The following is a 26,091-nucleotide window of genomic DNA, read 5'->3' on the forward strand; positions in this document are numbered from 1 at the left end:
ATGAAAATCATACAAAAGCACAATCTCCCGGCCGTCGATTATCTGGTCCGTGAGCTGGTACAAGGTGCGCACGCTCAGGGACTGCTGTCTTCGGAGCTGCAGGACGCGGAACTGTCGGACATCGAAAGCGGCATGCTGCACGAGATTCGCGAGATCTCGCTGCACCATCTGGCCGAAGGCGGCGGATTCCAGCACGCCGTGCCGACCGGACTGCGCTGCCTGCTGCGCAGTGGCAGAATCGCCAGCGCCGCGGTCGATCTGGACACAGGCGGCGCGCAAGACGATGGCGATGTCGAAATCGAGGGGCTGGTCGAAGGCGACCAGATTCGCCACGTCGGACAGACCTTGCAACGCATCAAGGCGCATTCGCCGAGCAACGGTGGCGACGCAGGCGTGCTCTCGCTGCTGCGTTGCCGCGCCCTCAACCTCGAAGTCCTGGTCATGGAGCCCGAGGATGGCGGCAAGCCACTGGTCTTTCCGTTGCTGCCCGGACTCGCGCCACTGAAAGAGCGCGTCTACAGCGAGCCCGCGTTCCGCAAGGCGATCCAGCCCGAAGCCAAGCGCGTGTTGGCCGAGTATTCGCGCGCCAGCGGCGAAAGCCTGGAAGGCTGAGTCAGTCGTACCTGGATGTCCCCGCCAGGGATCGGCGGGGACGCATCCGCAAGCCTCCAAGGAAATCCCGTCATGCACAGCCATCGCGAGCCATCGACTCCCGTGCCGGACGCGATTCCGGCTTACAACCATCACTGGCGAAAGACGGCGCGCGCCGGCTTCGAGATCGAGGTGGCGTGGCGCTGCCTGGATCGTGGCCGCGCGATCGAGGGACAGGTGCGCGACCTGCGTGGATCGGCCTTGATGCCGTTCGCGTTGTCGTTGGACGGACACACACGCACCGTGTTGGTCCTGACGCATTCGACGCAGCCGCAGGCCAACGAGACCTTCGTCGACGTCACCCTGCAACTGCAGCGCAGGGATGATCTGGTCCTGCTTGACTGCAACCTGCCGATCAGCGACAGCGAGTACTACAACGGACCGATCGGCCAATGGCAGTTGTTCGATCCGCCGACGCCGGGGCCGTCGCCCGCCCCCGATCCCGGCGACGAGGACGACATCTCGATCCTGGCACCGATGGACGCGGGCGATCTGTTCCCGTTCGTGTGGATGCAACCGCTCACACCACGCCAGCTCGACGAGATTCCTTTGCGCTTCGTGCATTGCGCGAACCCGTCGTCGTTGCCGCTGTACCAGCAGTTGCTGCAGGCAGGCAGTGCGGCGGCGAAGATCGCCGACGCGCAAACTTTCCATGCCGGCAGCGGTTTCGTGAAGGATCTATCCGCGCTCGGACCGACCGTGGCGCGCATGCCCGGCGTCTGCCGGCAATTTCTCGACCTGACCGGCAGGATCGAACCGCTCGAACTGACCGAACTGGCAGAACTGGAACTGGGATTGCCACCGGGCACGAGCCTGGAGGAATACCTCCATGGCAGCGAGTGGCAGGCAGCGCTGTCCGCGCTGTGGCAAAGCGTGTTCGCGATCGCGCTCGCGGGCACACCCGCCGATGCCGCGATCGCGGCGCGCATGTGCGCGACGCTGCGCCTGGGGCAGTTCCTGACGCTGGTAACGCAAGATGCCGTCACGACACCGGCACTGGACACCGAAGCGGCGCGGCATCTCGCGCTGCAGGCGCGACTGGTCGTGCCGGACGCGGTCGCCACGCAGCCACCATCGCCTTCCCTGCACGGCGGCACCGAGAGCGCAAGCTGGGAAGTGCTGGGCATCGGACAACTCAAGCTGGCACGCCATCGCCTGGTCGGTTATTCGGCGGGCGAACTCGCCGACGTGGTCAACGTGATGCCGCGCGAGCGCCAGGAAGTACAGGAACACAGCCTCACGCACGCATCCGCGCACGAGCAGATGCGCAGCGCCGGCGAACGCGAGCACGAGCAACGCCGGCAACGCTCGGACAGCAGCGAACTGGCCGATGCCGTCGCCGAAGTCATGGCCGCCGATGGTCTTGCACGTAACCTCAGCAAGGTCACACCCGCTTACGAGAACCTCAACATGTCGCTGTCCGGCACCTGGGCCGGCAGCGCAGCCAACGCGGCCTGGAATCGCAAGGACCAGACCTCGCTGGTGCAGCGGATCACCGAACGCGCGGTGCATCGACTCAACGACCGCGTCAGCCAGCGTCGCGGCCTGGAATGGCAGGCGCTGCGCGAACAGCGCCGTTCGCAATTGATCGACAACAGCGGACACGGCCGTCTGGTCGGCCTCTACCACTGGATCGACCGCGTGGTGCGAGTACGGCTGGAACCATTGGGCGGTCGGTTGGTGCTGGAATTCCTGCTTTCCGATCCGGCCGGGCCTTGGCTGCAGCAGTTGTGCGATGCCAGCCATCCGCCTCTGCAGAAACCGCCGTCATTGCCGGCACCGCAATCGCAACAACCGCCCTACAGCATCGTCACAGCCGACAACTACCAGGAACTCGGCGCCAGCTACGGTCTGCTCGATCTCGAACCACCGCCGCCGCAACAACTCGCGGTGAGCGCGACCATCGACCAGATCACCCTCGGCGATCTTTCGCGGCTACGCATTCCCGACGGTTACCAGGCCGCCTCCGGCAGCGCCACTCTGGCCGTGGCCGACAGCCGCTATGCGCTGGCCTGTTCGATCGGCGGCATCGATCTTCCCGCCACGAAAGCAGCCGCCGAACCGCAACTGTCGGCCTCCGTGCCCGCCTGCACGAGCAGCAGTGCCGGCCCGGTGGTGATCGCGCCACCATCGCCCGTGGCGCCGCTGTTGCAGACGAGCGCGCTGAGCGGGATCGCCAAAGCGACAGGCGCGGTGCCGGTGACCGTCATCACCGCCGCGCCGGCCTTCGCCGTCACCGTGCAACTGCAATGTGAACTGGCGGGCACGCTCGAGACCAATCCGTTGTATGTCGCCTGGCAGATGCGCGTCTATGCACGTTTGCTCGAAGCCTGGCGCGAAGCCGACGCGCGCTACGCGCTTGCACTCTCCGAACGCATCCGCATCGCCGCGCCGCATCCTGGCGATCTCCAGCGCAAATTGTTACGGCAGGGCTGTCTCGACGCACTGGCGCCCGCGCCGCAAACCGACGGCCACAGCCAGCGCGATTACGCGGCGCTGTTCGGTTGGGCGCACATGACCTGGCAGTACATGCAGCACCCGACCGATGGCGGCCAGAGCTGGCCGGAACCGGCGCCTTCGGCGCATCTGCGGCCCCGTGTCGAGGATGGACTGGACGATTTCCTGCATGCATCCGCCGCACGCGTGCTGCTGCCGGTACTGCCCGGTTCGGAAGCCTGGCTATTGTGGTTGCTGCAATTCCCGATTCCCTGGGCGGGTGGTCCCGCCGACGTGCCCGCCACGGCCGGGACCGTGGCGTTGCTGGAAGAATTGCAGCCGACGCCCGAAACGATCGTGGAACCGATCCCGTGCTGGACGCTGCGCGTCCCCACCACATTGCTGTACCTGCAGTCCGGCTCACGATTGCCGCCGCCACTGTTGGATGTCGCACCCGCCATCGTCACCGAGGAGATCACCGATGCATCCTAGCGGCGAGCTGCCCTGGGCGTATTTCCCGGCGCTGCTGCCGGTGCCGGGCGCGCTGCCGATCGGCGCGGTGCTGACGTATGCCGGTCCGTTGGCGACAAGCGACACGCAGCCGCCGGGATTGAATCTCGCCGAAGTCACCACACGCCTCGCCGCCGCCGGCTGGCTGCCTTGCGACGGCCGCTCCCTGTCCTGCGGCGACTATGCACTGCTCTACGGCGTGATCGGCAAGGCTTTCGGCGGCGACGGCACGCATTTCAATCTGCCGGATCTGCGCGGCCGCTTCGTGCGCGGCGTCGATGGCGGCGAAGGACGCGATCCCTCGACGGCGAAGCGCACTGCTTCGAACAAAGGCGGCAATAGCGGCGATCAGGTCGGCTCGCTGCAGAGCGACGCCTACCAGGGTCATGAACACGACTACAGCGCCGCCAACACCAGCATCGTGGTGCAGCCGGGCGAAACGACCGTGTTCGGACCGGCCGAAATCACGCAAGCGACCACGGGACAGATCGCCGACAAAGCCGGTAACGGCACACCGCGCGCGGACAAGGAAACACGGCCGATCAACCTGTATCTGAATTACATCATTCGCTACAAATGAAGCATCGCGACATCGGTACTTCATTCTTCAAGAGATCTTGAACGTCTCCCGCACGGCATGCGCGTGCGCGAACGCCGCGCTGGCGGACGCGGCGAACACTTCCTGCTTGAGACGAACGCTGATCGACGCCGCCAGCGCCTCCTGCGCACGCAGCACGTCGTCGTCGGCGTGATCGAACCGGGCCGACCAGATCAGGCAATGGCTGCGGGCGTCGATCAGCCGCATCGTCGCCCGCAGCATTCCCGCCGCCTGACGCACGCCGCCTTCCAGCCGATAGTCGGCCTCGCGGACCTCCGCGTCGTCGTGCGCCAGCACCGCCACGGCCACCAGGCCGTGCAGTTCGCCGAACAATCCATGCAGCAGTTCCTCACGCAGGCCCCGCGTGAAGGGCAGGATCGCCGGCTCGTCACCGACACCCTCGATCACATCCAGCACCAGCACCTGATAGAAGGCCTTGAACGGCGCCTGCCGCCGTTCGCGCGAGACGCTGGACACGGTCGTGGCATAGCTGCCCTGCGGAATCTCGAAACGCACCGTGTCCGCGCTGCCGTCCTCCTCGTAGTAGCGGCGCAGACGATCGCGCAGACGCCCCATCTGCACGCGCACGCTGGGATCGTCGCCCGGGCTGTAGAGGTTCGGATCCTTGCCCAGCGCTTCCAGGCCGATGCTGTACTCCGTCAGTCGTCGTAGATCGCCGGTGACGCTGTGCTGCACCACGAAGCGAAGCAGCCGACGCATGCACGGCGACTTCGCGAACAATGGGCTGTCCAGCACCCGCGCCAGGGCCGCCATCGCCTGTTCGGGCTCGACGACGCCCTCACTGGCCGGAGACGCATCACGGCGCCTGGACAGCGCATCGGCGGCGACCGTGGACGCGATGGTCTTGCTGGTATTCATCGATGACTCCGAAGCCGGTTTCCGCGTGAACCCATGAGCCGCGCCGACGACGCATCCGCAGTCGCCGCGACATCAAATGTGTCGGCGATCGCATTCCGGTTCGAGCCGGGTTCTCACCGCCGGCCGCAGTGCAACGCACTCCCCGTCCGAAATCCCTTCCGAATACCTTACGATTCACAACGCTTTGAAAAGAAAAGCGAATTGCGCCACCCATCCACTCGGTTGCCTGCGGCGGATTGGCGGCAAGCGGCGTCAAACGGCGTCAAATGGGGGGCGCTGGCGGATGTCCCAGGCGAGTTTTCGCTTCGGCGAGTGGCGGGTCTGGCCACAGGCCAATGCCATCGGTCGTGACGGTGTACGACGGCAGTTGGAGCCGCGCCTGATGCAGGTGCTGTCGGTGCTGTGCGCGCGCAGCGGCGAGGTCGTCAGCACCGAGGAATTGCTGCGGCTGTGCTGGGGGTCCACCGTCTACGGCGACGGACCGGTGCACAAGGCGATCACCCAGTTGCGCAAGGCGCTCGGCGATCAGCCAACCGAAGCACGCTACATCCAGACCATCCGCAAGCGCGGCTATCGCGCGGTCGCGCATGTGACGAACCCGGATGGAATCCGCTCGCGACGCGAGCCGGTCGAATGGCGCGACGGCTCGCCGTTCCGCGGCCTGGAACCTTTCGACCGGCGCCATGCCGGCGTGTTCTACGGTCGGGCACAGGCCGGGGCCGGATTATTGGCCTGCCTGCGCGCGCAGACGGCGCAAGGTTGCGCAATGGTCCTCCTGCTGGGACCCAGCGGCAGCGGCAAGACCTCGCTCGTGCAAGCCAGCGTGCTGCCTGCGCTGATGGGCGAAGGCGAAATCGCCGCCGGCGCGATGAATGCAGGTGCGATGGATGCAATAGAACAGGAAGACCCCATCCCACTGGCAGCCGTTGCGAATCTGGATGTCGCGAATCTGGATTCGACGCGCCTGGACGATCATGGCCCCTGGCGTTTGCTCGCCGAGGCCATGCTCGACTGGCGCATCGGCGCCCGCGCCGTGTTGCCGCCGCAATCCGTCGAAGTGCTGGCGCAGCGCCTGGCGCAATCGTTCGAGCTGGTGCAAGCCGAACTGCGCTGGCAGCTGGATGGCCTCCTCGGCGGCGCGCGCAAGCAGGCGGCGTTGGGATTGTTCGTCGATCAGCTCGAGAAACTGTTCCTCGCTCCGACCCTCGATCCGGCAGCGCAGGACGCCTTCATCGCCGTATTGCACGCGCTGGCCAGCGACGGCGACGTGCTGGTGATCCTGGCCTGCCGCAACGATCTGTATCCACGGCTCGCGCGCCAGCCCTTGCTGATGGCGCTGAAGACGCGCGGCGGGCACTACGATCTTCCGGCGCCGAGTCACGCCGAGATTTCGCAGATGATCCGCATCCCCGCGCACGCGGCCGGTCTCTCGTTCGGGATCGATCGCGACAGCCAGACGCATCTGGACGATGCGCTGTGCGCCGCGGCCGCCGCAAGCCCCGATGCGCTGCCGCTGCTGCAATACGCACTGCATCTGCTCTACGAGGCACGCTCGACATCCAACGAACTCGACTTCGCCGCCTATCGCCGCATCGGCGGCATCGAGGGTGCGATCAGTTATCGCGCCGAAACACTGCTGTCTGGCATGGGCGAACGCGAACAGGCCAGCCTGCCGCACGTCCTCGCGTTGCTGGTTTCGCTCTCGGAAGACGAGGGTGTCGTCGTCGGCCGCCGCGCCCTCTGGAGCGCACTGCGCTCGGAGGCCGAACGCAACCTCGTCCGCGCCCTGGTCGATGCGCGTCTGCTGGTCAGCGAACTGGTGGCCGGCGCTCCGGGCTTCGGCGTCGCGCATGAAGCGCTGCTGCGGCGTTGGCCGCGCGCCATTGCCTGGATCGAACAGCATCGCTCGCTCCTGCGCGCGCATGCGCGTCTGTCCACACTGGCCGCGCGCTGGCAGGAAGCCCAACGCAGCCATGACCTGTTGCTGCCCGATGGCCGTCAATTGGAGGAAGCCCGGCAATTGCTCGCGGATGAAGTGATCGTGCTGGCACCGGTCGAACGCGCCTTGATCGACGCTTCCATCGCACGCGCCACGCGGCGACGGCGACTGCGCGGCGCAGCCCTCGCCAGCATCGGCGCGCTGGCATTGCTGGTCGGCGTGCTCGGCCTGCTGGCGATCCGCGCGGATCGTGCCGCACAGGTCCGACGCGTTCAGGCCGAAGGACTGATGAGTTACATGCTCGGCGATTTCGCCGACAAACTGCGTCCGCTCGGCCGACTCGATCTGCTCGAAGGCATCAGCGCGAAAGCCTTCGCCTATCTCGCCGACACACGTGGCGAACGCCTCGACCCGGCCGAACAGAAGCAGCGCGCGCAGGCGCTGCAGGTCATCGCCGAAGTGCAGATCTCGCGCGGCGCGCCGGAACAGGCCGACAAGGCCCTGAATGCCGCTCGCACGCTACTGTTGCGCCGCCTCGACGAATTTCCGAACGATGCGGACGCGCTCAAGCTGCTCGGCGTCAATGCGTTCTGGCTCGGCAGCATTCGCCTGGACCGCAACGAGCTGGCACAAGCGCAGGGACATTTCGACGAATACCTGCGCGCCAGCCGACGCCGCCATGCGCTGCGGCCGGACGATGTCGATGCCTGGATCGAGGAATCCTATGCCCTCAACAGCCTCGGCACGCTCTCGCTCAAGCGCGGCGACTTGCAACGCGCGGCCGACGCCTTCGCCCGATCGGTCGATCTCAAGCTGCGCGCGCTGCAACGCCAGCCGCAGGACGCCACGCTGAAAGCCGATCTCGCCGACAGCATCTCCTGGGAAGCCACCACCCAGCAGCGCGCCGGACAACTACAGGCCGCGCTGGCGGCTTACGCGCGCGAGGCGGCCATCATCACGCGCCTGCAGGGCAATCCGCCGGTGGAAGCACTCTGGCGGCATCGACTGGCCTACGCGTTCGTGCACAGCGCCGAACTGCGGCTCGCGCTCGGCCAGCACGAACGCGCGGCCAAGGAGCTTCGGCAGGCATTGCACGAACTCGAGGACATCGTCGCCGCGCAACCGGACAACCTCGATTGGGCCAGCGATCTGCTGTACGCGCGATTGCTCTGGGAAGACCTTGCCTCGGCAATGGCGCGGACACGCTCCCTCGCCGCTTCGCAAGCCCTCATCGCGCAATCACAGGCGCTGACCGCGCACGATCCGAACAACGAACCGTGGCGGCGTCTGCGCGCCAATGCCGGCGTGCAGCTTGCCCTGGCACTGGCCGAACGCGGCGACCGCGACCGCGCACGCACTCAAATCGCCACCTCCCTGCAAGACCTGCAATCGATTTATCGCCGCGATCCGGACAGCCAGGCCAGCATCCAGGCACTGGCCGAAGCGTGGCTGGCATCGGCGCGGATCACGAACGGCGACGCGGCACGCGAAGACTGCCGGCGCGCGGCCGAACTGTTACGCGGCGCCGCGAACCAGAGTCGCGACTACCGTATCCTCTCGCCGTGGCAGCGCAGTCAGACCTGCCTGGGGAATCACGCGGAAGAAGCCGCGGCCACGACATGGCTGGCTCGCATCGGCTATCGCGAATGGCGCGCGCCCGAGATCACCAAGCACAAAGGAAGCCAGCATGAATGACCGCAGCACTGCCCCGAATCCCGCCATCGAAGTGAACATCGAAGTCGAAGTGGACGTGTTCCGGGTCGCGGAAATGCCCGCGGGCAGCCTCGGCAACACCGCCAGCGGGCGCTATCTCTTCATCTTCAGCAAGGACGTGGTGCATGTCGATGCCGTCGGCGTCAACACACGAATCGTCTACCGGCTCTCCCCCGGCACCATCGCGCGTGGCTTCAGCTTCATCGACGCCTACATCGACGACAGCAAATTCCAGCTTGTCGGCCCTTACCTGGAATGCACGTTGGACAACGATTCCGGGAATGAACCGCTCTACGACACGCTCTGGTTCGACCACAGCAACACCCATGCCTCGCTGATCTCGATCTCGCTGCAGGTCGAGGACCATCAGGCCCCGCCCGAGTTGCGCCGGGTCGCCTACGACCCGCAGGTCACCAACAAACCCGGCCGGACCTGAGCACCGCTCGGATCGAGCAGCCACTCACGGGACAGCGCATTCGACGCTGGCGTGGAACACGCGCATCGGTCGGCAGCCTCGCCGATGCGCGCCCGGAACGACATTAAGGGTAGGCATTGCGGACCGCGCGGGCGATAATGTCGTCATGAACGCCTGATCCTGTCGCGCCTTTGTGTCGCGACGCTGCCACGGAAGTACCGAATGGCCGAAGCCGTCCGCCACGACAAAACCGCGCGTCAGCTGCGTCTGCTCTCGGACGCGCTCGACAGCGGGCGTCTCGGCCCGGTGCGGCGCCTGGTCAACACCCTGGCTCCCGCGGAAATCGGCAACCTGCTCGAATCGCTGCCGCCGGGCAAGCGCGAGATCGTCTGGGGACTGGTCGATCCTGAAGACGACGGCGAGGTGCTGGTGCACGTCGGCGACGAGGTGCGCGAGAGCCTGATCGCGGACATGGACCCGGACGAGATCGTGGCCGCGGTCGAGGACCTCGATATCGACGACCTCGCCGACCTCGTCGAGGATCTGCCCGACACGGTCATCGACGAAGTGCTCAAGTCGATGGATCGCGAGAACCGCGAGCGCCTGGAACAGGTGCTGTCCTACGACGAGGACACCGCCGGCCGCCTGATGAACCCGGACGTGGTGACGGTGCGCGCCGACACCACCGTCGACGTCGTGCTGCGCTACCTGCGCCTGCGCGGCGAGCTGCCCGAGCACACCGACCATCTGTACGTGGTCAGCCGCCGCCATCAGTATCTCGGCCGCATCGCGTTGCAGGCGCTGCTCACGCATGAGAGCAACACGCCGATCAACACTCTGGTCGACGACGAGCAACCCGCCATCGACGTGGGCGAATCGTCGGAAGAAGTCGCACGCCAGTTCTCCGACCACGACTGGATCAGCGCGCCGGTGGTGGACGACAACAACATCCTGCTCGGCCGCATCACCATCGACGACGTCGTCGACATCATCCGCGAACAGGCCGAACACCAGGCCTTCTCCGCCGCCGGTCTGGACGAGGACGAGGACATGTTCAGTCCGGTGCGGCGCGCGTTCCGGCGCCGGCTGCTGTGGCTCAGCGTCAATCTCGGTACCGCGTTCCTGGCGGCGAGCGTGGTCGGTCGTTTCGAAGGCACGATCCAGAAGATCGTGGCGCTCGCGGTGCTGATGCCGATCGTCGCCGGCATGGGCGGCAACGCCGGCACCCAGGTGCTGGCGCTGATGGTGCGCGGCCTTGCGCTCGGCCAGATCGGCCGCTCCAACGCCACCACGCTGCTTTGGAAGGAAATCCGCGTCGCGCTGATCAACGGCATCACGCTCGGCGTGCTGCTCGGCGCGATCGTGTTCCTCTGGTACCGTGATTTTCCGTTGTCGCTCGTCATCGCCAGCGCGCTCACCATCAATCTCTGCTCGGCCGCGCTCGGCGGCGTGCTGGTGCCGCTCACGCTCAAGCGCATGGGCTTCGACCCGGCGCTGGCCGGCGGCGTGATCCTTACCACCGTCACCGACGTGATGGGATTCCTGAGTTTCCTCGGTCTGGCGACGTTGGTTCTGTTGCACTGATCTGCTGCACTCACCGGAAAGGACTATCGAACGACACCATGAAGACGAAACTGGTTTCTGTCATTCTTCTGACCGTTTTCCTGCTGAGCGGATGCCAACACGGCATGGTGCGAAACGAACGCGGCGGCAAATTCGTGGCCCGCGAAGTCACGGTGGACGGTGTCGCGCGCCGCTACCAGGTCTTCGTGCCATCCAAGCAGAGCGGCGGCGAGCATCCGCCGGTGATCCTGTTCCTGCACGGCTCGGGCGAGCGCGGCAGCGACGGCGTGAAGCAGACGCAATCCGGACTCGGCCCCTACGTGCGCGCGCATGCCGACAGTTTTCCGGCCATCGTCGTGTTTCCGCAGGTGCCGGACAACGAAGAGTGGTATCAGGGCAGCGCCAAGGTCGCCTTCGCCGCGCTCGATGCCGCGACGGACGAATTCGCTGGCGATCGCGATCGCACCTACCTCACTGGCCTGTCGATGGGCGGTTACGGCAGCTGGGAGCTGGCACTGCGCGATCTGCAGCGCTTCGCGGCGATCGTGCCGATCTGCGGCGGCATCAAGCGCGCGCATGACGAGCGAGCCTTGTTCGTGACGCAGGTGGTCGACGATCCCGATCCCTATGCGACGGTCGCGCAGCGGCTGCGCGACAAGCCGATCTGGCTTTTCCACGGTGCCCAGGACAACATCGTCTCGCCCGAGGACGATCGCAAGCTGTTCGCCGCGTTCAGCGCCGTCAAGGCACCCGACGTGCACTACACCGAATTCGCGGACGCCGACCACAATTCCTGGGATCCGACATACGCGATGCCGGAACTCTGGAGCTGGCTGTTCGAAAAACGGCGTTGATTTCCATACTGCACCGTATGTTAGGATTCGCCTGACGACTGATTGCGGCCAGAAGAGATCCGACGATGCGGTTTTCCGAACTGATGCGCACCGTGACACGCGAGGGCGATGCCTGGAAGGCGGAGATTCCTGAAGACTGGACCCAGGGCCGAAGCCTGTTCGGCGGCTTGCAGGCGGCGCTGCTGGCGCGGGCCATGCGCGACCTGCTTCCGCCCGATCTGCCGATGCGCAGCCTCCAGATTGCCTTCCTGGCACCGGTCCCGGCCGGCACCGTGGAAATGCACGCGCGGGTGCTGCGCACCGGCAAGAACGTGCAACAGCTGGAAGCACGCATCGTCTCGGGCGAGCAAACGCTGTGCCTGGCGATCGGCATCTACGGCGCGGCGCGGGAATCGCAGGCGCGCCGATTGCCCGAGCAGCCGCCGGCGCCCGTGGGCAAGTCGATCGCGATGCCGTACCTGCCCGGCATCATGCCCGACGATCTGCCGCGCAGCCTGCCCGCGCCGTTCTCCATGCCTTACGTCCAGGGGTTCATGTCCAGCTTCACCCAGCATTTCTCCTCGCGCTGGCTGCAGGGCGCCCTGCCCTACTCCGGCGGCACCGAGAGCCAGTACGTACTCGAACTCGATCTGCTGGACGAGGACAACGCCGCCCTCGACGAGACGCATGTGCTGGCATTGGCCGACTTCATTCCACCGATCGGGCTGAGCATGGTGACGACGCCGGTCACCGGCAGCTCGCTGACCTGGATGATCGAACTGCTGCGCGATCGTTTCGACGATCTCGGCCCGACCGGCTGGCGCGTCGATGCCGAACTCTTCGCCGCGCGAGATGGCTACACCAATCAGGGACTGACGCTGTGGGGGCCGGGTGGCGTGCCGGTGGCGTTGAGCCGGCAGACGATGGTGGTGTTCGGATAGACGCGAGTCGCCTGTCCAAAGTCGTCTGTTCAAAACAGGCCTTGCTTCAACGCGTCAACAACGCTTCCAGCACCGCCATCCGCACCGCCACGCCATTGGCGACCTGACGCAGGATCAGCGACCGCGGCCCATCGGCGACATCGCTGTCGATCTCCACGCCGCGATTCATCGGCCCCGGATGCAGCACCACCGCATCGGCGGCGGCACGCTTCAAGCGCGCGGCGGTCAGGCCGTAGTCGCGATGGTAATCCTCGAGCGAATCGATCAATCCTTCCTCCATGCGTTCGCGCTGGAGGCGCAGCATCATCAGCGCATCAACACCCTCGAGCGCGGCATCGAAATCCTGCGTGACCGTGCAGCCCGCGAGCGTGTCGTTGTCGGGCAACAGCGACTTCGGCCCGCAGACGCGAATCTCGCCCGCGCCGAGCGTGCGCAACGCGTGCAGGTCCGAGCGCGCGACGCGCGAGTGCTTCACGTCGCCGACGATCAGCACGCGCAGCTTCGAGAAATCGCCGCCCTTGGCCTGGCGCAAGGTCAACATGTCGAGCAACCCCTGCGTGGGATGCGCGCTGCGGCCGTCACCGGCGTTGAGCAGTGCCGTTCCGGGATTGGCGGCGGCGGCGAGCCGCGCGACCGCGCCGTCATCGGAATGCCGCACCACGAACCCACGCACTCCCATCGCCTCGATGTTCTTCAACGTGTCGAGCGCGGTCTCGCCCTTGGTCGTGGAGGATGTGGCGGCGTCGAAATTCAGCACGTCGGCGCCGAGCCGCTGCGCCGCGCGCTGGAAGCTCAGGCGCGTGCGCGTGGAAGGTTCGAAGAACAGCGTGCACACGCCGACGCCGCTGAGCGCGCCACGGTCGGCGCCACCATCGATGATGGCCTGGGCACGTTCGAGCAGCGCGACGATGCCGGTGCGCGGCAGCCCCTCGAGCGTGAGCAGATGTTTCAGGCGGCCGGTGTCGTCGATCTGTAGGGAAGACATGCAGGGTCCAAGTGTTTTCGCCTTCCTTCCCGGGAGAAAGAAGGAAGATTCAAACCTAATTCAACGTCGTCGCATCCTGCGGTGCCGCCAGCCAGCGCTCGACGATCACCGCCGCCGCGACCGCATCCAGCGCCGCCGCGTCGCGACGGCGCCTGCGCCCTTCGGCGCGATCGACGGCGAAACGCTTCGCGGCCTCGATCGAGCTGGCGCGCTCGTCCATCAGCACCACCGGCTTGGCGTACCGCGAGCGCAGTTCGCGCGCGAAATCGTGTGCGCGCTTGCGGATCGGCTGGTCGCCGCCCTCGAGCGTCATCGGATCGCCGACCACGAAGCCGTCGGGCCGCCACTCCTGTTGCAGCTTGTCGATCGCTTTCCAGTCGATATGATCGCCGTGCACATCGATCACCGCCAGCGCACGCGCGCCGTGACCGAAAGCGCTGCCGACCGCGACACCAATCCTGCGCGCACCGACGTCAAAGCCGAGCACTGTGCCGTCCGGCTTGATCACGTCGTTGCTCATGGTCATGCGTGACCGGCGTAATCGGCCATGCGCGTCATGTCGACGCCGATGCGGCCCGCGGCGGTTTGCCAGCGTGCTTCCAGCGGCGTCGCGAACAGCAGGTCGGCGTCGGCCGGCACCGTCAGCCAGCTGTTCTCGGTGAGTTCGTATTCGAGTTGACCCGCGCCCCAGCCCGCGCAACCCAGCGCGACTGCGGCGCGCTCGGGCCCTTCGCCACGCGCGATCGCCTCGAGTACGTCGCGCGAGGTGGTGACGAACAGGCCTTCGGCGATCGCGAGACTGGAATCCCACGCCCGCGCGCCGTCATGGATCACGAAGCCACGCTCCGGATGCACCGGCCCGCCAGCCAGCACGGTCTGACCGCGCAACATGTCGTCATCGGTATCGATGCCCATCTGCTGCAGCACGTCGCCAAGGGTGTATTCGGAAGCGCGATTGACCACCACGCCCATCGCGCCATCGGCATCGTGCTGGCAGATCAAGGCGACCGAGCGCGAGAAATTGGGATCCTCGAGCGAAGGCAGCGCGATCAGCAGCTGATTGGCGAGCGGGAGCGAAATGCTGGACATGGCGGCATTTTAGAGCGAAGCGGCGAATTTGCGAGAGGAAATCCACCTCGACGCCGTCGACCGCGTCCTGATGAACCCGCGGACAAAATGCCAACTCGCGGACAACCCCGCCACCCGCCCGGCACCCAATGGCTTACGGGAATCACGCCCGCGGCAGCCCCACTTGCTTCAGGCGATCAGAGCCCGAACTGGATTTCCTGCGGCGTCGCCACCCGGACATCGACGACTTCCAGTTCCGCGTGGAAGGTGCGCCCGGCCAGCGGATTGTTGCCGTCCACCGTGATCTGGTCGCCCGCCACCGCCGTCACCACGACGTTGAGCGGTCCGCTGGCGGTCTGTGCCAGCAGTTTCTTGCCCACCTGCGGCACCGAGGCGTTCTCGCCCAGCATGCTCAGCGGCAGCGTCTGCACCAGTGCGTCGTGACGCGGGCCGAAGCCGAGTTCGGGCGGTACCGTCACCTTGAAACGATCGCCCGGCTGCTTGCCGGTCAACGCTTCTTCCAGGCCAGGCACGATCTTGCCGGTGCCATGCAGATAGACCAACGGATCGTGCCCACGGGTCGTGATGATCTGTTGGCCTTGCTCGTCCGTGAGCGTGAAATGGACGGTGGCGACGCGACGATCGGCGATTTCCATGGGCAATCTTTCCGGTGGCGGTCCGTCATGGTCGCCCGAGCGCGAATCCTCACGCAACCCCGGACGGAATGCGCGAATCACGATTCCGCGATGCTGCACTGCGATTGCGCCATGCCAGCATCCGCTATCCTGCATGCATGGCCAGCTACTGCGACTTCGCGCCCGGGCATCCGCTGCACGGGCCTTATCACGAATACGAATACGGATTTGCGCAGCGCGAGGAAGCGGTTCTGTTCGAACGGCTGCTGCTGGAGATCAACCAGGCCGGACTGAGCTGGGAAACCATTCTGCGCAAGCGCGAGGCCTTCCGTCTCGCGTATCACGGCTTCGATGTCGACAAGATCGCCGCGTACAAGGAGAAGGATCGGGAACGCCTGCTGGCCGACCCCGGCATCATCCGCAATCGCCTGAAGATCGACGCCGCCATCCACAACGCCCAGATCGTGCGCGGCTTGCGCAAGTCGCATGGCGGCTTCGCGGAATGGCTCGACGCGCATGTATTGGTCGACGGCAAGCAACGTGACAAGGCGGCCTGGGTGAAGCTGTTCAAGCAGACCTTCAAGTTCACCGGCGGCGAGATCACCGGAGAATTCCTGATGAGCCTGGGCTACCTGCCGGGCGCGCATCGGCCGGGGTGCCCGGTCCTGAAGAAGATCGAGGCGGTACGGCGAAACATCGCCCGCTGACCTCAGCTTTCCTGTCCCGAAGGCCGGAATCGCCGGCCCCGCATCTATCAGCCTAGGGTATGCCCTAGCTGTGTCCGGGCCGGAAAGTTGCTATCGTCTGTTACTGAAAACGTTTTCATACGGGCTTCATATCCCGCGCGACGATTTCTTCAAGGAGGGCTTCTCATGGCAGACGCCAGTTCCGGGGCTTCCGGCGCATCCGGTTCCCAAGATTCCGCGGCCTCCCGCGCGCAGGAAAGCCAAGCGGCTGCCGAGGCAGCGGAAGCCCAGATGGCTGCCGCGGCAGCGGCCGTCAATGCCGCGCCAACGCCTTCGGTCACTTCGATCAATCCCGCACCCATCGATCTGTCGATTCCGACGGGCGTGCTCTCCCAGCTCAACACCATGCAGGTGAGCACGCCGACGCTCGATTTCTCGTCGTTGAGCACGCTCGGAGGTATTCCCTCCAATCCCACCTACGCGGACATCGCGACGGCCACCGCGCCGACGACGCCGACTGTGCAGGAAATCAACGCCTTCTCGCCCACTTTCAGCATCGACGGCATCAACACGGCAAACCCCGCCGCCACCGACATCAGCGCCGTCGGCGTGAACCTGGGTGTGAACTACACGGGCGCGACGGTCAACGCCAGCCTCGCGGCCCGCATGGGGCTCAGTCCGCTCAGCGCGTCGGTGACCGGCAAATTCGGATACGCCGCCGACGTGAGCATGCCCGGCCAGATCAACGCGTTCGATCTCAGCCTGACGGCAGGTCCGTTCGGCACCGCGGCCGCGCCGAATTACGGCGCCACACTCAACACCAGCCTCGGCCTGACCGATGTGGATTCGCTTTCCGTGGGCACCTCGTTGAACTTCGATACCGTCAACGGGTTCAAGAACGGCAGCGCCACGCTCGGCCTCACGCATGACTTCAGCGACAACCTCTCGGGCTATGCGAAGGGCAACGTGGGCTTCGATACCGACGGCATCACCAATGTCGGTGGTGAAACCGGCCTCGGCCTCAAGGGCGAGGACGGCGCTTCGCTGGGCCTGACCGGAAGAGGCAACTACGACGTGAGGACGGGAGATTTCACCGGCTACGCCGGCGTCCGCGCCAATTTCAAATTCTGATCGGCACTCCGATCACTGACGGGTCCTTTCCCCGAACGAGGAAAGGACCCGTAGCCAACCACTATTCGACTCAGGCGCCGACGGCAGCCTGGTAACGACGCTCGACTTCGTTCCAGTCGATCACGTTGTAGAACGCCGCGATGTAGTCCGGACGGCGGTTCTGATACTTCAGGTAGTAGGCGTGCTCCCACACGTCCAGCCCCAGGATCGGCGTGTTGCCAGAACCGACGCCCTTCATCAGCGGGCTGTCCTGGTTGGCGCTGCTTTCGACCAGCAGCTTGCCGCTCTTGTCCGTGCTCAACCAGGCCCAACCGCTGCCGAAGCGCGTGAGCGCCGCCTGGGTGAAGGCTTCCTTGAACTTGTCGAAGCCGCCGAGATCGCTGTCGATATGCTCAGCCACCTTGCCGACCGGGTTGCCACCGCCCTTGGGCGACATCACCGTCCAGAACAGACTGTGGTTGGCGTGACCGCCGCCGTTGTTGCGCACCGCGCCACGGATCTTCTCCGGCAGCGCATCGAGATCGGCGATCAGCGCTTCGGCCGGCTTGTCGGCCAGATCGGTGCCTTCCAGCGCTTTGTTGAGGTTGTTGATGTAGGTCTGATGATGCTTGGTGTAATGGATTTCCATCGTCTGCGCGTCGATATTGGGCTCGAGCGCGTCGTAGGCATAAGGCAGTTCGGGGAGGGTATGGGCCACGTGCGTTCTCCTATCGGGGATGGGCGGTATTGTCCGCCAAGTCAGGTAAAGGTCGCGATAAGGATAAGGGGATCGCGGGGGCTTTTCCCAAGCCCGGAGAGCCGACAACAGACTGTTGCAATGCGTTTTCGGCCAAACGTCGCGCATCGTCGGGGATATTGACGACGATCATCGGCTCGGCCTATCGCATCGCGCGACGCGTCCACGCGCGCCAGCCCGCGTACACCGGCACGCCCAGCGCGATGATCACCAGGCTCATGCCGACATCGCGCGGATTGTCCAGCGCCGTCGCCAGGATCACGCCGGGCACCGTCAGCACGAACAGCAGCGGTACCCACGGATAGCCCGGCACCCGATACGGTGGCGGCTCATCCTTCAGAACGCGGCGATACCAGAACAGCGTGGCGATGCCGAACGCATGCGACAGCCACTCGCCCACCGTGGTGTAGTTCAACAACTGGCCGAAGCTGCCGGACAACGTCAGCGCGATCGCCCACGCGCCGAGCGCGAGCAGCGCCACCTGCGGCGCATGCGTGCGCGGCTCGACACGGCCGACCGCGCGGAAGAACATGCCGTCGGCGCCCATCGTCTGCAGCACGCGTGCACCACCGGCGACGGCGATGTTGCAGTATCCGAATGTGGAGCAAGCGATACCGATCGCGATCAGCGTCGCGCCCTGCGCACCGAACAATCGGCTCATCAGATCGGCCGCGGGCGCCTGGCTGCTGGCCAGCCCGGCATGGCCGAGACCGGCCAGATATGCGACGTTCACCAGCACGTAGGCCAACACCACACCGATCATTCCCAGCGCCAACGCGCGCGGCAAGGTGCGCTGCGGATCGCGCACTTCGCCGGCCAGATCGTTGAGATAGTGGAAGCCGCCGTAGGCGAACAGCACCGGCACGATCGCGCTGACGAACGCGCCGGGAGACACCGGATGCGCGAGATTGGTGTCCAGGACGCCGCCGAGATGCCCGCGCGCCAGCACCAATCCGACCACGACCAGCAACGCAACCACGCTCAGCTTGAGCACCGTGAACAGATTCTGCACCCAGGCACCGGCGCGGATGCCGAACAGATTCACGCTCACCAGAAATGCAATCGCCCCCACCGCGACCGGCTTGATCCAGAACTGCGGTAACGCCAGCGCCTTGCACAGATAGTCGGCGAAGGTGGTGGCCACCGCCGCGATGCTGCCTGGATAGTTGATCAGCGCCATCGTCCAGCCGAACAGAAAAGCCGGCAGCTGACCGAAGGCCTCGCGCAGATAGACGTAGGTGCCACCCGCCTGCGGACGTCGCGCGCCAAGTTCGGCATAGCTCAGCACGCCCGCCAGCGTGAGCAGTCCGCCGAGCACCCACAACAGCAGCACCTGCCAACCCGAATCGGTGCGCTCGGCGACGGTCGCGGGCGTGCGGAAAATGCCGGCGCCGATCACGCCGCCGATCACGATCATCGCGGCGTCCCAGGTACCGAGGCGGCGCACATAGGCGCCGGATGCGGGGGCGGTCATGCCGGCCACCATGCCAGCAGCCGCGGCGTTGCGCTAGCTGCGGGAACACAACACAGCGCGTCGGAAACGACATCGGCCGGGAGTCCCGCGGCCGACTCGCAATCACTGTCGATCCTGTTTCAGCCCCTACATGCGACGCAGAACCTGGATGGCATCGATACGGGCGCGCTCCAGATTGTTGATCCGTTTGAAATCGAGATGGATCTTGCCGTCGGTAACGTCGGCGAAGATGCCATAGCGCAGGGCATAACGCTGTCCGACCAGCTGATAGGGGCTGAAGTTGTCGAGCCGCTGGACCTCGTTGGGCAGCACCGGATTGTTCATGGTCACCTGCATCACGCGATCATTGACGGCGTCCACCGGGTTGTAGGTCTCCGCGAAATGCAGAACCACGTAGTACTTGCCATTGGGCACCGGAATCCCGTACTGGAACGACCAGTAAGTCAATCGATAGTCCCAGTACAAGGCATCGTCGCGCGTTCCGTAGATCGGCTCCTTGGCCTGATCGCTGGTGAGATCGCCGCCGACGAAATACTGATCGGCCAGATATCGGGTGCCATCCTTGGCGACGTATTCCGGCCCGCCCGCGTTGATCGCGATCACCGTCGGCACCGGCCCTGTCGCGGGTATCACCATCAGGCGCTGATCGTGCGTCACCGTGGTACTGCCATCACTGACCTGCGCGCGGATGCGGTAACTGCCCACCGGCGCGCTGACCACCGTCGCGCGCCAGGGATCGTCGGGATGCACCTGCAGGACCACGCCAGCCGGTGATCCATACACGCTCCAGGTCACCTGCAGCGGGCTCGGCCCGTCGTCGTTGCCTGCCAGCGCCACGAATTCGACTTTCTCGCCGGCGCGCGCATAAGGCTCACTAACCACTTTCAAGCTTGGAGCCTTGTTGGCGGCCGCGGGCACCTGTACGCGCAACGTGTCGGAGAATTCGGTCTTGCCGAGCAACGCGGTGTCGTAACTGGTCCCGGTCCCTTGCACACGGAGAATGTTGCTGCCGTTCGCCAACGGAACCGCCGCGGCCTGCCAATTGGACGTACCGCTTGCCGCACCACTGCTTCCGCCCGAGAACCAGCGGATGGCACTGATGGCCGCGGAAGCAGGACCGGCTGTGCCCGCCAAGTTCAACGAACTTGCATTGGTTTGCCAAAACGGCACCGTGGTCGGCGTATCGATGCGCAGGAGGGGCTCGGGCAATTGCGGTGGACGGCCACGACGTTGCGCGATCAACCAGGAGAACAGCGGCTTCTTGGCATAGCTCTGAACCCAGATGCCATGACCGCCAGTCGCATACTCCGTATAAACGGGATCGCCTCCCGCCGCGCGAATGGCCGCGACAAGATTGCTGGAATTGGTCGAAGGACAACAACCGCCATCGTTCGCCGCATGGAACAACCACATCGGCAACATCACCAGACGCTTCGCGTCCTGATTGTAATTGTCGTTGCGTGCGATCGGCACGGCCGCCGCGAATACCTTGCTGTAAGACATCGCGATTCCCGTCGTGCCGCCACCACCCAGCGACAAACCCGTGAGATAGATGCGCTCCCGATCGTATGGGAATTCCTCATAGACATCGTCCAGGATGTTGATGATGGGAGCGGACGTCCAATTACCCACCACTTGCGGCGCCACCATGATCATCGGCTGCGTCGCCTGGTTGACATCCGACAGCCAGGCGAACACACCGTTGCCATTGTTGTTGAGCTGCTTGTTGTTGTCGGTTCCACTCTCGCCCGACCCGTGCAGAAACACGACTATCGGACAACGCTGTGTCTGGCACATGGCCGGAACGTAGATTCGATAAGGCAGTTGCCCTGCGGGTGCCGGCTCGTTGCGGCGCAGGAAATCCGCGGCGGTCACCGCCTGTGCCAAACCGTGGACCCATAGAAGACCTGCTGCGAGCAGAGTCACGAACTGCAAACGCGCCATGATTCCTCCTGATTGATGGTTGCAGCGTACTGACGGCGCATGTTTGCGCCGTGATTTTCGGGAGGCGGAAAGCATGTTTGTCTGCGATGCGCCTCCCTGGCATCGGCGCATTGCACGCCGGCGTCATCCTTGACTGGAGCAGACACGGCGCAACCATAACCACGCCGAGCGTGCACCCGTAGTGACCGATATCCCGCTCCCCGGATTTTTAACGGAGTCTCGTGCCGACAAGCCAATCGTACTCGGCACTTTCGACATACAACTGAAATGTCCCGGAACAGAACAACCGCATCGACGAATCGAAATTGCGGCTCAGATTCACAACGCCCAAAACAAAACTGCCGGAGGCCTATCAGGCCTCCGGCAGCATTTCATTCGAATCTAGAGCGTCGAAAGAACCGCGGATCGATTACCGCACTTCCGCCACTTCCACGCCATCCAATCCTTTCGCCAGGGTGTGCGCGTCGCCACCTTGCGCGAGCTTGATCGACAGCCGCACTTCGTTGGCGGAGTCGGCGTAACGCAGGGCGTCCTCGTAGCTGATGTCGCCGGCCTGATACAGCTCGAACAGGCTCTGATCGAAGGTCTTCATGCCCTGGTTGGTGGATTCCTTCATCACTTCCTTGAGCTTGTGGATCTCGCCTTCGCGGATGTAGTCCTGGATCAGCGGCGTGCCAAGCAGAATCTCCATCGCCACGCGTCGCCCCTTGCCGTCGGGCGTGGGAATCAGCTGCTGCGCGACCACGCCCTTGAGGTTGAGCGAGAGGTCCATCAACAGCTGCTTGCGGCGGTCTTCCGGGAAGAAGTTGATGATGCGGTCCATCGCCTGGTTGGCGTTGTTGGCGTGCAGCGTGCACAACACCAGATGGCCCGTTTCGGCGAAGGCGATGGCGTGGTCCATGCCCTCGCGCGTGCGCACCTCGCCGATCATGATCACGTCAGGCGCCTGACGCAGCGTGTTCTTAAGCGCGTTCTCCCAGCTGTCGGTATCGATGCCGACTTCGCGCTGGGTGATGATGCAACCCTCGTGCTTGTGCACGAATTCGATCGGGTCCTCGATCGTGATGATGTGACCGGTCGAGTTCAGATTGCGGTAGCCGATCATCGCCGCCAGCGAGGTCGACTTACCGGTGCCGGTCGCGCCGACGAAGATGATGATGCCGCGCTTGGTCATCGACAGCGTCTTGATGATCGGCGGCAGGCTCAGCTCCTCCACCGTCGGAATACGCGTCTCGATGCGTCGCAGCACCATGCCGACCTGGTTGCGCTGGTAGAAGCAGCTGACGCGGAACCGGCCCACGCCGGCCACGCCGATCGCGAAATTGCACTCGTGCGAGCGCTCGAACTCCTCGCGCTGCGGCGGCGACATCACGTTCAACACGAGATCGCGGCTCTGCTGCGGGGTGAGCGGGCTCTGCGTGATGGGCGAAATCTTGCCGTTGACCTTCATCGACGGCGGCATACCGGCGGTGATGAACAGATCCGACGCCTTCTGGTGCGCCATCATCTTGAGGAAGGAGGTGAAGTCGATGGTGCTCATGGCGAAACTCCGATAGACGCAAGACGGGAAGAGGGAGACGTGGAATCCGGTGCGGCGCGCTTGCGTCTCCCGTTTGCCGTCTCTCTTCTCCCGTTATTCGAACAACCGCTTGTCCTTGGCGTATTCCTTCGCCTGCGGACGCGTGACCAGGCCGCGCTTGACCAGATCCTGCAGATGCTGGTCGAGCGTCATCATTCCGTATTGCTGGCCGGTCTGGATCGAGGAATACATCTGCGCGACCTTGTCCTCGCGGATCAGGTTGCGGATGGCCGGGATGCCGACCATGATCTCCCACGCCGCGGTACGGCCGCCGCCGACCTTCTTCAGCAGCGCCTGCGAGATCACAGCGCGCAGCGATTCGGACAGCATCGAGCGCACCATCGGCTTCTCGCCTGCGGGGAACACGTCGATGATACGGTCGATGGTCTTGGCGGCACTGGAGGTGTGCAGCGTGCCGAACACCAGGTGGCCGGTTTCCGCCGCGGTCAGCGCCAGGCGGATGGTTTCCAGGTCGCGCAATTCGCCGACCAGGATGTAGTCCGGGTCCTCACGCAGCGCCGAACGCAGCGCTTCGTTGAAGCCGTGCGTGTCGCGATGCACTTCGCGCTGGTTGATCAGGCACTTCTGCGCGGTGTGCACGAATTCGATCGGATCCTCGATGGTGAGGATGTGGCCGTATTCCTGCTTGTTGATGTGGTCGACCATCGCCGCCAGCGTGGTCGACTTGCCCGAACCGGTCGGGCCGGTGACCAGGATCAGCCCCTGCGGCTGATTGATCAGCTCGCGGAAGATCGGCGGGCAACCGAGGTCCTCGAGCGAAAGCACGTCCGAGGGCACGGTACGGAACACCGCGCCCGCGCCGCGGTTCTGGTTGAAGGCGTTGACGCGGAAGCGCGCCAGGCCCGGAATCTCGAACGAGAAGTCGACCTCGAGGAATTCCTCGTAGTCGCGGCGCTGCTTGTCCGACATGATGTCGTAGACCAGCGCGTGCACCTGCTTGTGATCGAGCGCCGGAATGTTGATGCGGCGCACATCGCCGTCCACTCGGATCATCGGCGGCAATCCGGCCGACAAATGCAAGTCGGACGCCTTGTTCTTGACGGAAAACGCCAACAGTTCGGCAATATCCACGCATGCTCCCCTGGTACAACCCACTGGAACGAGTGGGTCCCCAAGCGGCAGTATAGCCCCGGTCCCCAGGGCAAAATCCAGCCGCAACAACTTGCAAGGGTATCCGGCTTTGTTAGCTCAAGCGCTGCACCGCGTCACGCAACGGCTCGCTGATGCCGCACGTAGTGCGGGTCGGCCGGCACCGCGATTGCTGGCGGTCTCCAAGACACAACCCGCCGCCGCGATCGCTGAATTGGCCACCGCGGGCCAGCATGCGTTCGGCGAGAACTACGTGCAGGAAGCCCTGGCAAAGCAGACGGAGCTCAAGCAGGCAGAGCCGCACGCCCTGCCGCTGGAATGGCACCTCATCGGCCATCTGCAATCGAATAAGGCGCGCGAGGCCGCGACCGCATTCGATTGGGTGCAGACCGTCGACCGCGCCAAGCTGGTCGCCGCCCTCGCCCGCCATCGTCCGGCCGAATCGCCGCCGCTCAATGTCCTGATCCAGGTCAACATCGACGACGAAACCAGCAAGCATGGTTGCACGCCGCAGGAAGTCCCCTCGCTCGCCGCGGCCATCGCCGCCGAGCCGCGCCTGCGCCTGCGCGGCCTGATGGCGATTCCCGCACCCGCGCCGGAGGCAGCCGTCCGCCGCGCCGCCTTCGCGCGCATGCGGCACCTGTTCGAGGCGCTCGCCATCGAACACCCGCAGGTGGATACGCTGTCGATGGGCATGAGCGACGACATCGAACTGGCCGTCGATGAAGGGGCGACTCTGGTGCGCGTGGGCACGGCCCTGTTCGGGAAACGGAATTGAGCGGACGGCCGTCCCGTTCGACGGGATTGCTATCCTGAGCTTTCCGTTCCAGTGATTTCGTCCATGCCGACTTCAGATTCTCCCTCCGGCCCCATTGCCTTCATCGGCGGCGGCAACATGGCGCGCAGCCTGATCGGCGGTCTGGTCGCGCGCGGCACGTCGGCGGCGTCGATCCGCGTCGCCGAGCCGATGGATGCGCTGCGCGACGGCCTCGCGAAGGACTTCGGCGTTCACGTCTTCTCTGACAACCGTCAAGCAGCCGACGGTGCCGCCGTCTGGATTCTCGCCGTCAAGCCGCAGGTGATGCGCCAGGTGTGCGAAGCGCTCGCGCCGCTGGCGCAGGAAGCACGTCCGTTGATCGTCTCCATCGCCGCCGGCATCACCAGCGCGCAGCTGGGACGCTGGCTCGGCGGGGGCGAGCTGTACGACGGCGGGCTGTCCGACAGCGTGATTCGGATCGTGCGCTGCATGCCCAACACCCCCGCCCTGCTCGGCGCGGGCGTGACCGGTCTATTCGCCAACGCCGCGGTCGACGCCGCCGGACACGCGCAGGCCGAAACGCTGCTGTCCGCCGCCGGCGCGACGGTCTGGATCGAGGACGAGGCACACATGGATGCCGTGACCGCCGTTTCCGGCAGCGGCCCGGCCTACGTGTTCCTGCTGGCGGAAGCGATGGAAGCCGCGGCGCGATCCGAAGGCCTCTCCGACGACGCGGCACGCACGCTGGTGCTGCAAACGGTACTCGGCGCCGCCCGCATGCTCACCGAATCCGGCGAGGCGCCGGCGGAATTGCGCCGCCGCGTGACCTCGCCGGGCGGCACGACCCAGGCCGCCGTCGAAACCTTCGAGGCCGGCGGCCTGCGCGATCTCGTGGCGCAGGCCATCCGCAATGCCACCGAACGCGGCAAGCAGCTGTCGGCCGCCAACGATGCGGATGCGTGAATTGCATCGGCCCACCGCCCTCATCGCAGCAGGGGCCTTCGTACTTCTGCTGCTGACGGCTTGCAGCGGCGGCAGTCCGGACGCCGCCCGCGAGCATGCGAACGCGCAGGCGCGCGAGGAAGCCCTCGCCCGCGCGGGTGACGCGACGGTGCGCGCGAACGCGATCCCGACCGCCCTGCTCGGCGAAGCGGTGGCGAAGCAATACGGCATCGTCCGCGGCGACAACGCGGTGATGCTGATGGTCGGTGTGCGCCTGCCCGCGGGCGCGCAGGAAACCGCGCTGCCGGCCCGCGTGACGGCGACGGCGACCGATCTGCTCGGCAAGCGCCAGACCATCGCCATGCGCGAAGTGCGCAGCGGCGAATTCGTCGACTATGTCGGCACGGCGACGGTGATCGCGCCCGATACACTGCGCTTCGACATCGCCGTGGATGCCGGCGCGGGTCGCCGCGCGACGCTGCAATTCAACCGCGATTTCTTCCCGCGCTGAGAGCGCGGCATCGGGCGCCGGCTGCCGTCAGTACTCGCCGGCATCAACGCGCGGT

Annotated in this window: 23 protein-coding genes; 13 read left to right on the top strand and 10 right to left on the bottom strand. The window is 65.3% G+C overall.

The annotated features are described in order from the left end of the window. The 3 genes from LG367_RS09160 to LG367_RS09170 all read left to right on the top strand — a co-directional run bounded on the left by LG367_RS09160 (position 1) and on the right by LG367_RS09170 (position 4,177). Positions 1-612 carry a hypothetical protein gene (locus LG367_RS09160; RefSeq protein WP_226468940.1) on the top strand — a complete coding sequence of 204 codons (612 nt, stop codon included), beginning with the start codon at positions 1-3 and terminating at the stop codon, positions 610-612. A 72-nt stretch (positions 613-684) separates the two neighbouring features. Further along, on the top strand, positions 685-3,579 hold the full coding sequence (locus LG367_RS09165) for a hypothetical protein (RefSeq protein ID WP_226468941.1): 2,895 nt from the start codon (positions 685-687) through the stop codon (positions 3,577-3,579). Continuing rightward, a complete protein-coding gene (locus LG367_RS09170; RefSeq protein WP_226468942.1) occupies positions 3,569-4,177 on the top strand; it encodes a phage tail protein in 609 nt (202 codons plus the stop codon). The genes LG367_RS09165 and LG367_RS09170 overlap by 11 nt, the downstream gene beginning before the upstream one ends. A gap of 27 nt (positions 4,178-4,204) precedes the next feature. On the opposite strand, the gene LG367_RS09175 is transcribed toward LG367_RS09170, so the two are convergent. Then, positions 4,205-5,074, bottom strand: a complete 870-nt coding sequence (locus LG367_RS09175; RefSeq protein WP_226468943.1) for a hypothetical protein — start codon at positions 5,072-5,074, stop codon at positions 4,205-4,207. A gap of 283 nt (positions 5,075-5,357) precedes the next feature. Between LG367_RS09175 and LG367_RS09180 the strand changes: the two genes are divergently transcribed. From LG367_RS09180 to LG367_RS09200, 5 genes are all read left to right on the top strand, one after another. Then, positions 5,358-8,708, top strand: a complete 3,351-nt coding sequence (locus LG367_RS09180; protein WP_226468944.1) for an nSTAND1 domain-containing NTPase — start codon at positions 5,358-5,360, stop codon at positions 8,706-8,708. After that, positions 8,701-9,162 (top strand): hypothetical protein, encoded by a 462-nt coding sequence (locus LG367_RS09185; protein WP_226468945.1) that lies wholly within the window; start codon positions 8,701-8,703, stop codon positions 9,160-9,162. Before LG367_RS09180 ends, LG367_RS09185 begins: the two co-directional genes overlap by 8 nt. A gap of 201 nt (positions 9,163-9,363) precedes the next feature. After that, entirely contained in the window at positions 9,364-10,725 is a 1,362-nt protein-coding gene (gene mgtE, locus LG367_RS09190) for a magnesium transporter (protein WP_226468946.1), read from the top strand. A gap of 38 nt (positions 10,726-10,763) precedes the next feature. Next, positions 10,764-11,558 (top strand): carboxylesterase family protein, encoded by a 795-nt coding sequence (locus tag LG367_RS09195; RefSeq protein WP_226468947.1) that lies wholly within the window; start codon positions 10,764-10,766, stop codon positions 11,556-11,558. A gap of 65 nt (positions 11,559-11,623) precedes the next feature. Then, the gene (locus tag LG367_RS09200; RefSeq protein WP_226468948.1) at positions 11,624-12,478 is read left to right on the top strand and encodes a thioesterase family protein; all 855 of its coding nucleotides are present in this window, start codon (positions 11,624-11,626) and stop codon (positions 12,476-12,478) included. A 46-nt stretch (positions 12,479-12,524) separates the two neighbouring features. On the opposite strand, the gene LG367_RS09205 is transcribed toward LG367_RS09200, so the two are convergent. The 4 genes from LG367_RS09205 to LG367_RS09220 form a co-directional block, all read right to left on the bottom strand. Beyond that, positions 12,525-13,463: an aspartate carbamoyltransferase catalytic subunit gene (locus LG367_RS09205; protein WP_226468949.1), complete on the bottom strand. Its 939-nt coding sequence runs from the start codon at positions 13,461-13,463 to the stop codon at positions 12,525-12,527. 55 nt (positions 13,464-13,518) lie between these two features. Further along, positions 13,519-13,983 carry a Holliday junction resolvase RuvX gene (gene ruvX / locus LG367_RS09210; RefSeq protein ID WP_226469260.1) on the bottom strand — a complete coding sequence of 155 codons (465 nt, stop codon included), beginning with the start codon at positions 13,981-13,983 and terminating at the stop codon, positions 13,519-13,521. 2 nt (positions 13,984-13,985) lie between these two features. Next, the gene (locus LG367_RS09215) at positions 13,986-14,552 is read right to left on the bottom strand and encodes a YqgE/AlgH family protein (RefSeq protein ID WP_226468950.1); all 567 of its coding nucleotides are present in this window, start codon (positions 14,550-14,552) and stop codon (positions 13,986-13,988) included. A gap of 176 nt (positions 14,553-14,728) precedes the next feature. Beyond that, the gene (locus LG367_RS09220; protein ID WP_226468951.1) at positions 14,729-15,187 is read right to left on the bottom strand and encodes an FKBP-type peptidyl-prolyl cis-trans isomerase; all 459 of its coding nucleotides are present in this window, start codon (positions 15,185-15,187) and stop codon (positions 14,729-14,731) included. A 137-nt stretch (positions 15,188-15,324) separates the two neighbouring features. On the opposite strand from LG367_RS09220, the gene LG367_RS09225 reads away from it, so the two are divergent. Both LG367_RS09225 and LG367_RS09230 read left to right on the top strand, forming a co-directional pair. After that, the gene (locus LG367_RS09225; RefSeq protein ID WP_226469261.1) at positions 15,325-15,873 is read left to right on the top strand and encodes a DNA-3-methyladenine glycosylase I; all 549 of its coding nucleotides are present in this window, start codon (positions 15,325-15,327) and stop codon (positions 15,871-15,873) included. Between the two features lie 270 nt (positions 15,874-16,143). Further along, a complete protein-coding gene (locus tag LG367_RS09230; RefSeq protein ID WP_226468952.1) occupies positions 16,144-16,983 on the top strand; it encodes a hypothetical protein in 840 nt (279 codons plus the stop codon). Positions 16,984-17,053: 70 nt separating this feature from the next. Here the strand turns inward: LG367_RS09230 and LG367_RS09235 are convergent, their stop codons facing one another. The 5 genes from LG367_RS09235 to LG367_RS09255 form a co-directional block, all read right to left on the bottom strand. Further along, on the bottom strand, positions 17,054-17,680 hold the full coding sequence (locus LG367_RS09235) for a superoxide dismutase (RefSeq protein ID WP_226468953.1): 627 nt from the start codon (positions 17,678-17,680) through the stop codon (positions 17,054-17,056). Positions 17,681-17,861: 181 nt separating this feature from the next. Further along, positions 17,862-19,193 carry an APC family permease gene (locus LG367_RS09240; RefSeq protein WP_226468954.1) on the bottom strand — a complete coding sequence of 444 codons (1,332 nt, stop codon included), beginning with the start codon at positions 19,191-19,193 and terminating at the stop codon, positions 17,862-17,864. A 126-nt stretch (positions 19,194-19,319) separates the two neighbouring features. Next, on the bottom strand, positions 19,320-21,137 hold the full coding sequence (locus LG367_RS09245) for a malectin domain-containing carbohydrate-binding protein (protein WP_226468955.1): 1,818 nt from the start codon (positions 21,135-21,137) through the stop codon (positions 19,320-19,322). A 409-nt stretch (positions 21,138-21,546) separates the two neighbouring features. Beyond that, positions 21,547-22,677, bottom strand: a complete 1,131-nt coding sequence (locus tag LG367_RS09250; protein WP_226468956.1) for a PilT/PilU family type 4a pilus ATPase — start codon at positions 22,675-22,677, stop codon at positions 21,547-21,549. A 93-nt stretch (positions 22,678-22,770) separates the two neighbouring features. Beyond that, entirely contained in the window at positions 22,771-23,808 is a 1,038-nt protein-coding gene (locus LG367_RS09255) for a type IV pilus twitching motility protein PilT (protein ID WP_226468957.1), read from the bottom strand. A gap of 109 nt (positions 23,809-23,917) precedes the next feature. On the opposite strand from LG367_RS09255, the gene LG367_RS09260 reads away from it, so the two are divergent. The 3 genes from LG367_RS09260 (at position 23,918) to LG367_RS09270 (ending at position 26,036) form a co-directional block, all read left to right on the top strand. Next, positions 23,918-24,604 carry a YggS family pyridoxal phosphate-dependent enzyme gene (locus tag LG367_RS09260; RefSeq protein ID WP_425490947.1) on the top strand — a complete coding sequence of 229 codons (687 nt, stop codon included), beginning with the start codon at positions 23,918-23,920 and terminating at the stop codon, positions 24,602-24,604. Positions 24,605-24,667: 63 nt separating this feature from the next. Further along, the gene (proC, locus tag LG367_RS09265) at positions 24,668-25,546 is read left to right on the top strand and encodes a pyrroline-5-carboxylate reductase (RefSeq protein ID WP_226468958.1); all 879 of its coding nucleotides are present in this window, start codon (positions 24,668-24,670) and stop codon (positions 25,544-25,546) included. Between the two features lies 1 nt (position 25,547). Continuing rightward, positions 25,548-26,036 (top strand): DUF4426 domain-containing protein, encoded by a 489-nt coding sequence (locus LG367_RS09270; protein ID WP_226468959.1) that lies wholly within the window; start codon positions 25,548-25,550, stop codon positions 26,034-26,036. Positions 26,037-26,091: the final 55 nt, after the last annotated feature.

The sequence above is a fragment of the Luteimonas panaciterrae genome (assembly GCF_020511115.1).
Lineage (GTDB): Bacteria > Pseudomonadota > Gammaproteobacteria > Xanthomonadales > Xanthomonadaceae > Luteimonas > Luteimonas panaciterrae.

Excerpts from the sequence above, each read along its gene's own strand:
- LG367_RS09195 (WP_226468947.1), top strand. The coding sequence starts at position 10,764 with ATGAAGACGAAACTGGTTTCTGTCATTCTTCTGACCGTTTTCCTGCTG.
- LG367_RS09225 (WP_226469261.1), top strand. The coding sequence starts at position 15,325 with ATGGCCAGCTACTGCGACTTCGCGCCCGGGCATCCGCTGCACGGGCCT.
- LG367_RS09240 (WP_226468954.1), bottom strand. The coding sequence starts at position 19,193 with ATGACCGCCCCCGCATCCGGCGCCTATGTGCGCCGCCTCGGTACCTGG.
- LG367_RS09185 (WP_226468945.1), top strand. The coding sequence starts at position 8,701 with ATGAATGACCGCAGCACTGCCCCGAATCCCGCCATCGAAGTGAACATC.
- ruvX (WP_226469260.1), bottom strand. The coding sequence starts at position 13,983 with ATGAGCAACGACGTGATCAAGCCGGACGGCACAGTGCTCGGCTTTGAC.
- LG367_RS09215 (WP_226468950.1), bottom strand. The coding sequence starts at position 14,552 with ATGTCCAGCATTTCGCTCCCGCTCGCCAATCAGCTGCTGATCGCGCTG.
- LG367_RS09205 (WP_226468949.1), bottom strand. The coding sequence starts at position 13,463 with ATGTCTTCCCTACAGATCGACGACACCGGCCGCCTGAAACATCTGCTC.
- LG367_RS09230 (WP_226468952.1), top strand. The coding sequence starts at position 16,144 with ATGGCTGCCGCGGCAGCGGCCGTCAATGCCGCGCCAACGCCTTCGGTC.
- LG367_RS09170 (WP_226468942.1), top strand. The coding sequence starts at position 3,569 with ATGCATCCTAGCGGCGAGCTGCCCTGGGCGTATTTCCCGGCGCTGCTG.
- LG367_RS09220 (WP_226468951.1), bottom strand. The coding sequence starts at position 15,187 with ATGGAAATCGCCGATCGTCGCGTCGCCACCGTCCATTTCACGCTCACG.
- LG367_RS09180 (WP_226468944.1), top strand. The coding sequence starts at position 5,358 with ATGTCCCAGGCGAGTTTTCGCTTCGGCGAGTGGCGGGTCTGGCCACAG.
- LG367_RS09200 (WP_226468948.1), top strand. The coding sequence starts at position 11,624 with ATGCGGTTTTCCGAACTGATGCGCACCGTGACACGCGAGGGCGATGCC.
- proC (WP_226468958.1), top strand. The coding sequence starts at position 24,668 with ATGCCGACTTCAGATTCTCCCTCCGGCCCCATTGCCTTCATCGGCGGC.
- mgtE (WP_226468946.1), top strand. The coding sequence starts at position 9,364 with ATGGCCGAAGCCGTCCGCCACGACAAAACCGCGCGTCAGCTGCGTCTG.
- LG367_RS09160 (WP_226468940.1), top strand. The coding sequence starts at position 1 with ATGAAAATCATACAAAAGCACAATCTCCCGGCCGTCGATTATCTGGTC.
- LG367_RS09165 (WP_226468941.1), top strand. The coding sequence starts at position 685 with ATGCACAGCCATCGCGAGCCATCGACTCCCGTGCCGGACGCGATTCCG.
- LG367_RS09250 (WP_226468956.1), bottom strand. The coding sequence starts at position 22,677 with ATGAGCACCATCGACTTCACCTCCTTCCTCAAGATGATGGCGCACCAG.
- LG367_RS09175 (WP_226468943.1), bottom strand. The coding sequence starts at position 5,074 with ATGAATACCAGCAAGACCATCGCGTCCACGGTCGCCGCCGATGCGCTG.
- LG367_RS09245 (WP_226468955.1), bottom strand. The coding sequence starts at position 21,137 with ATGGCGCGTTTGCAGTTCGTGACTCTGCTCGCAGCAGGTCTTCTATGG.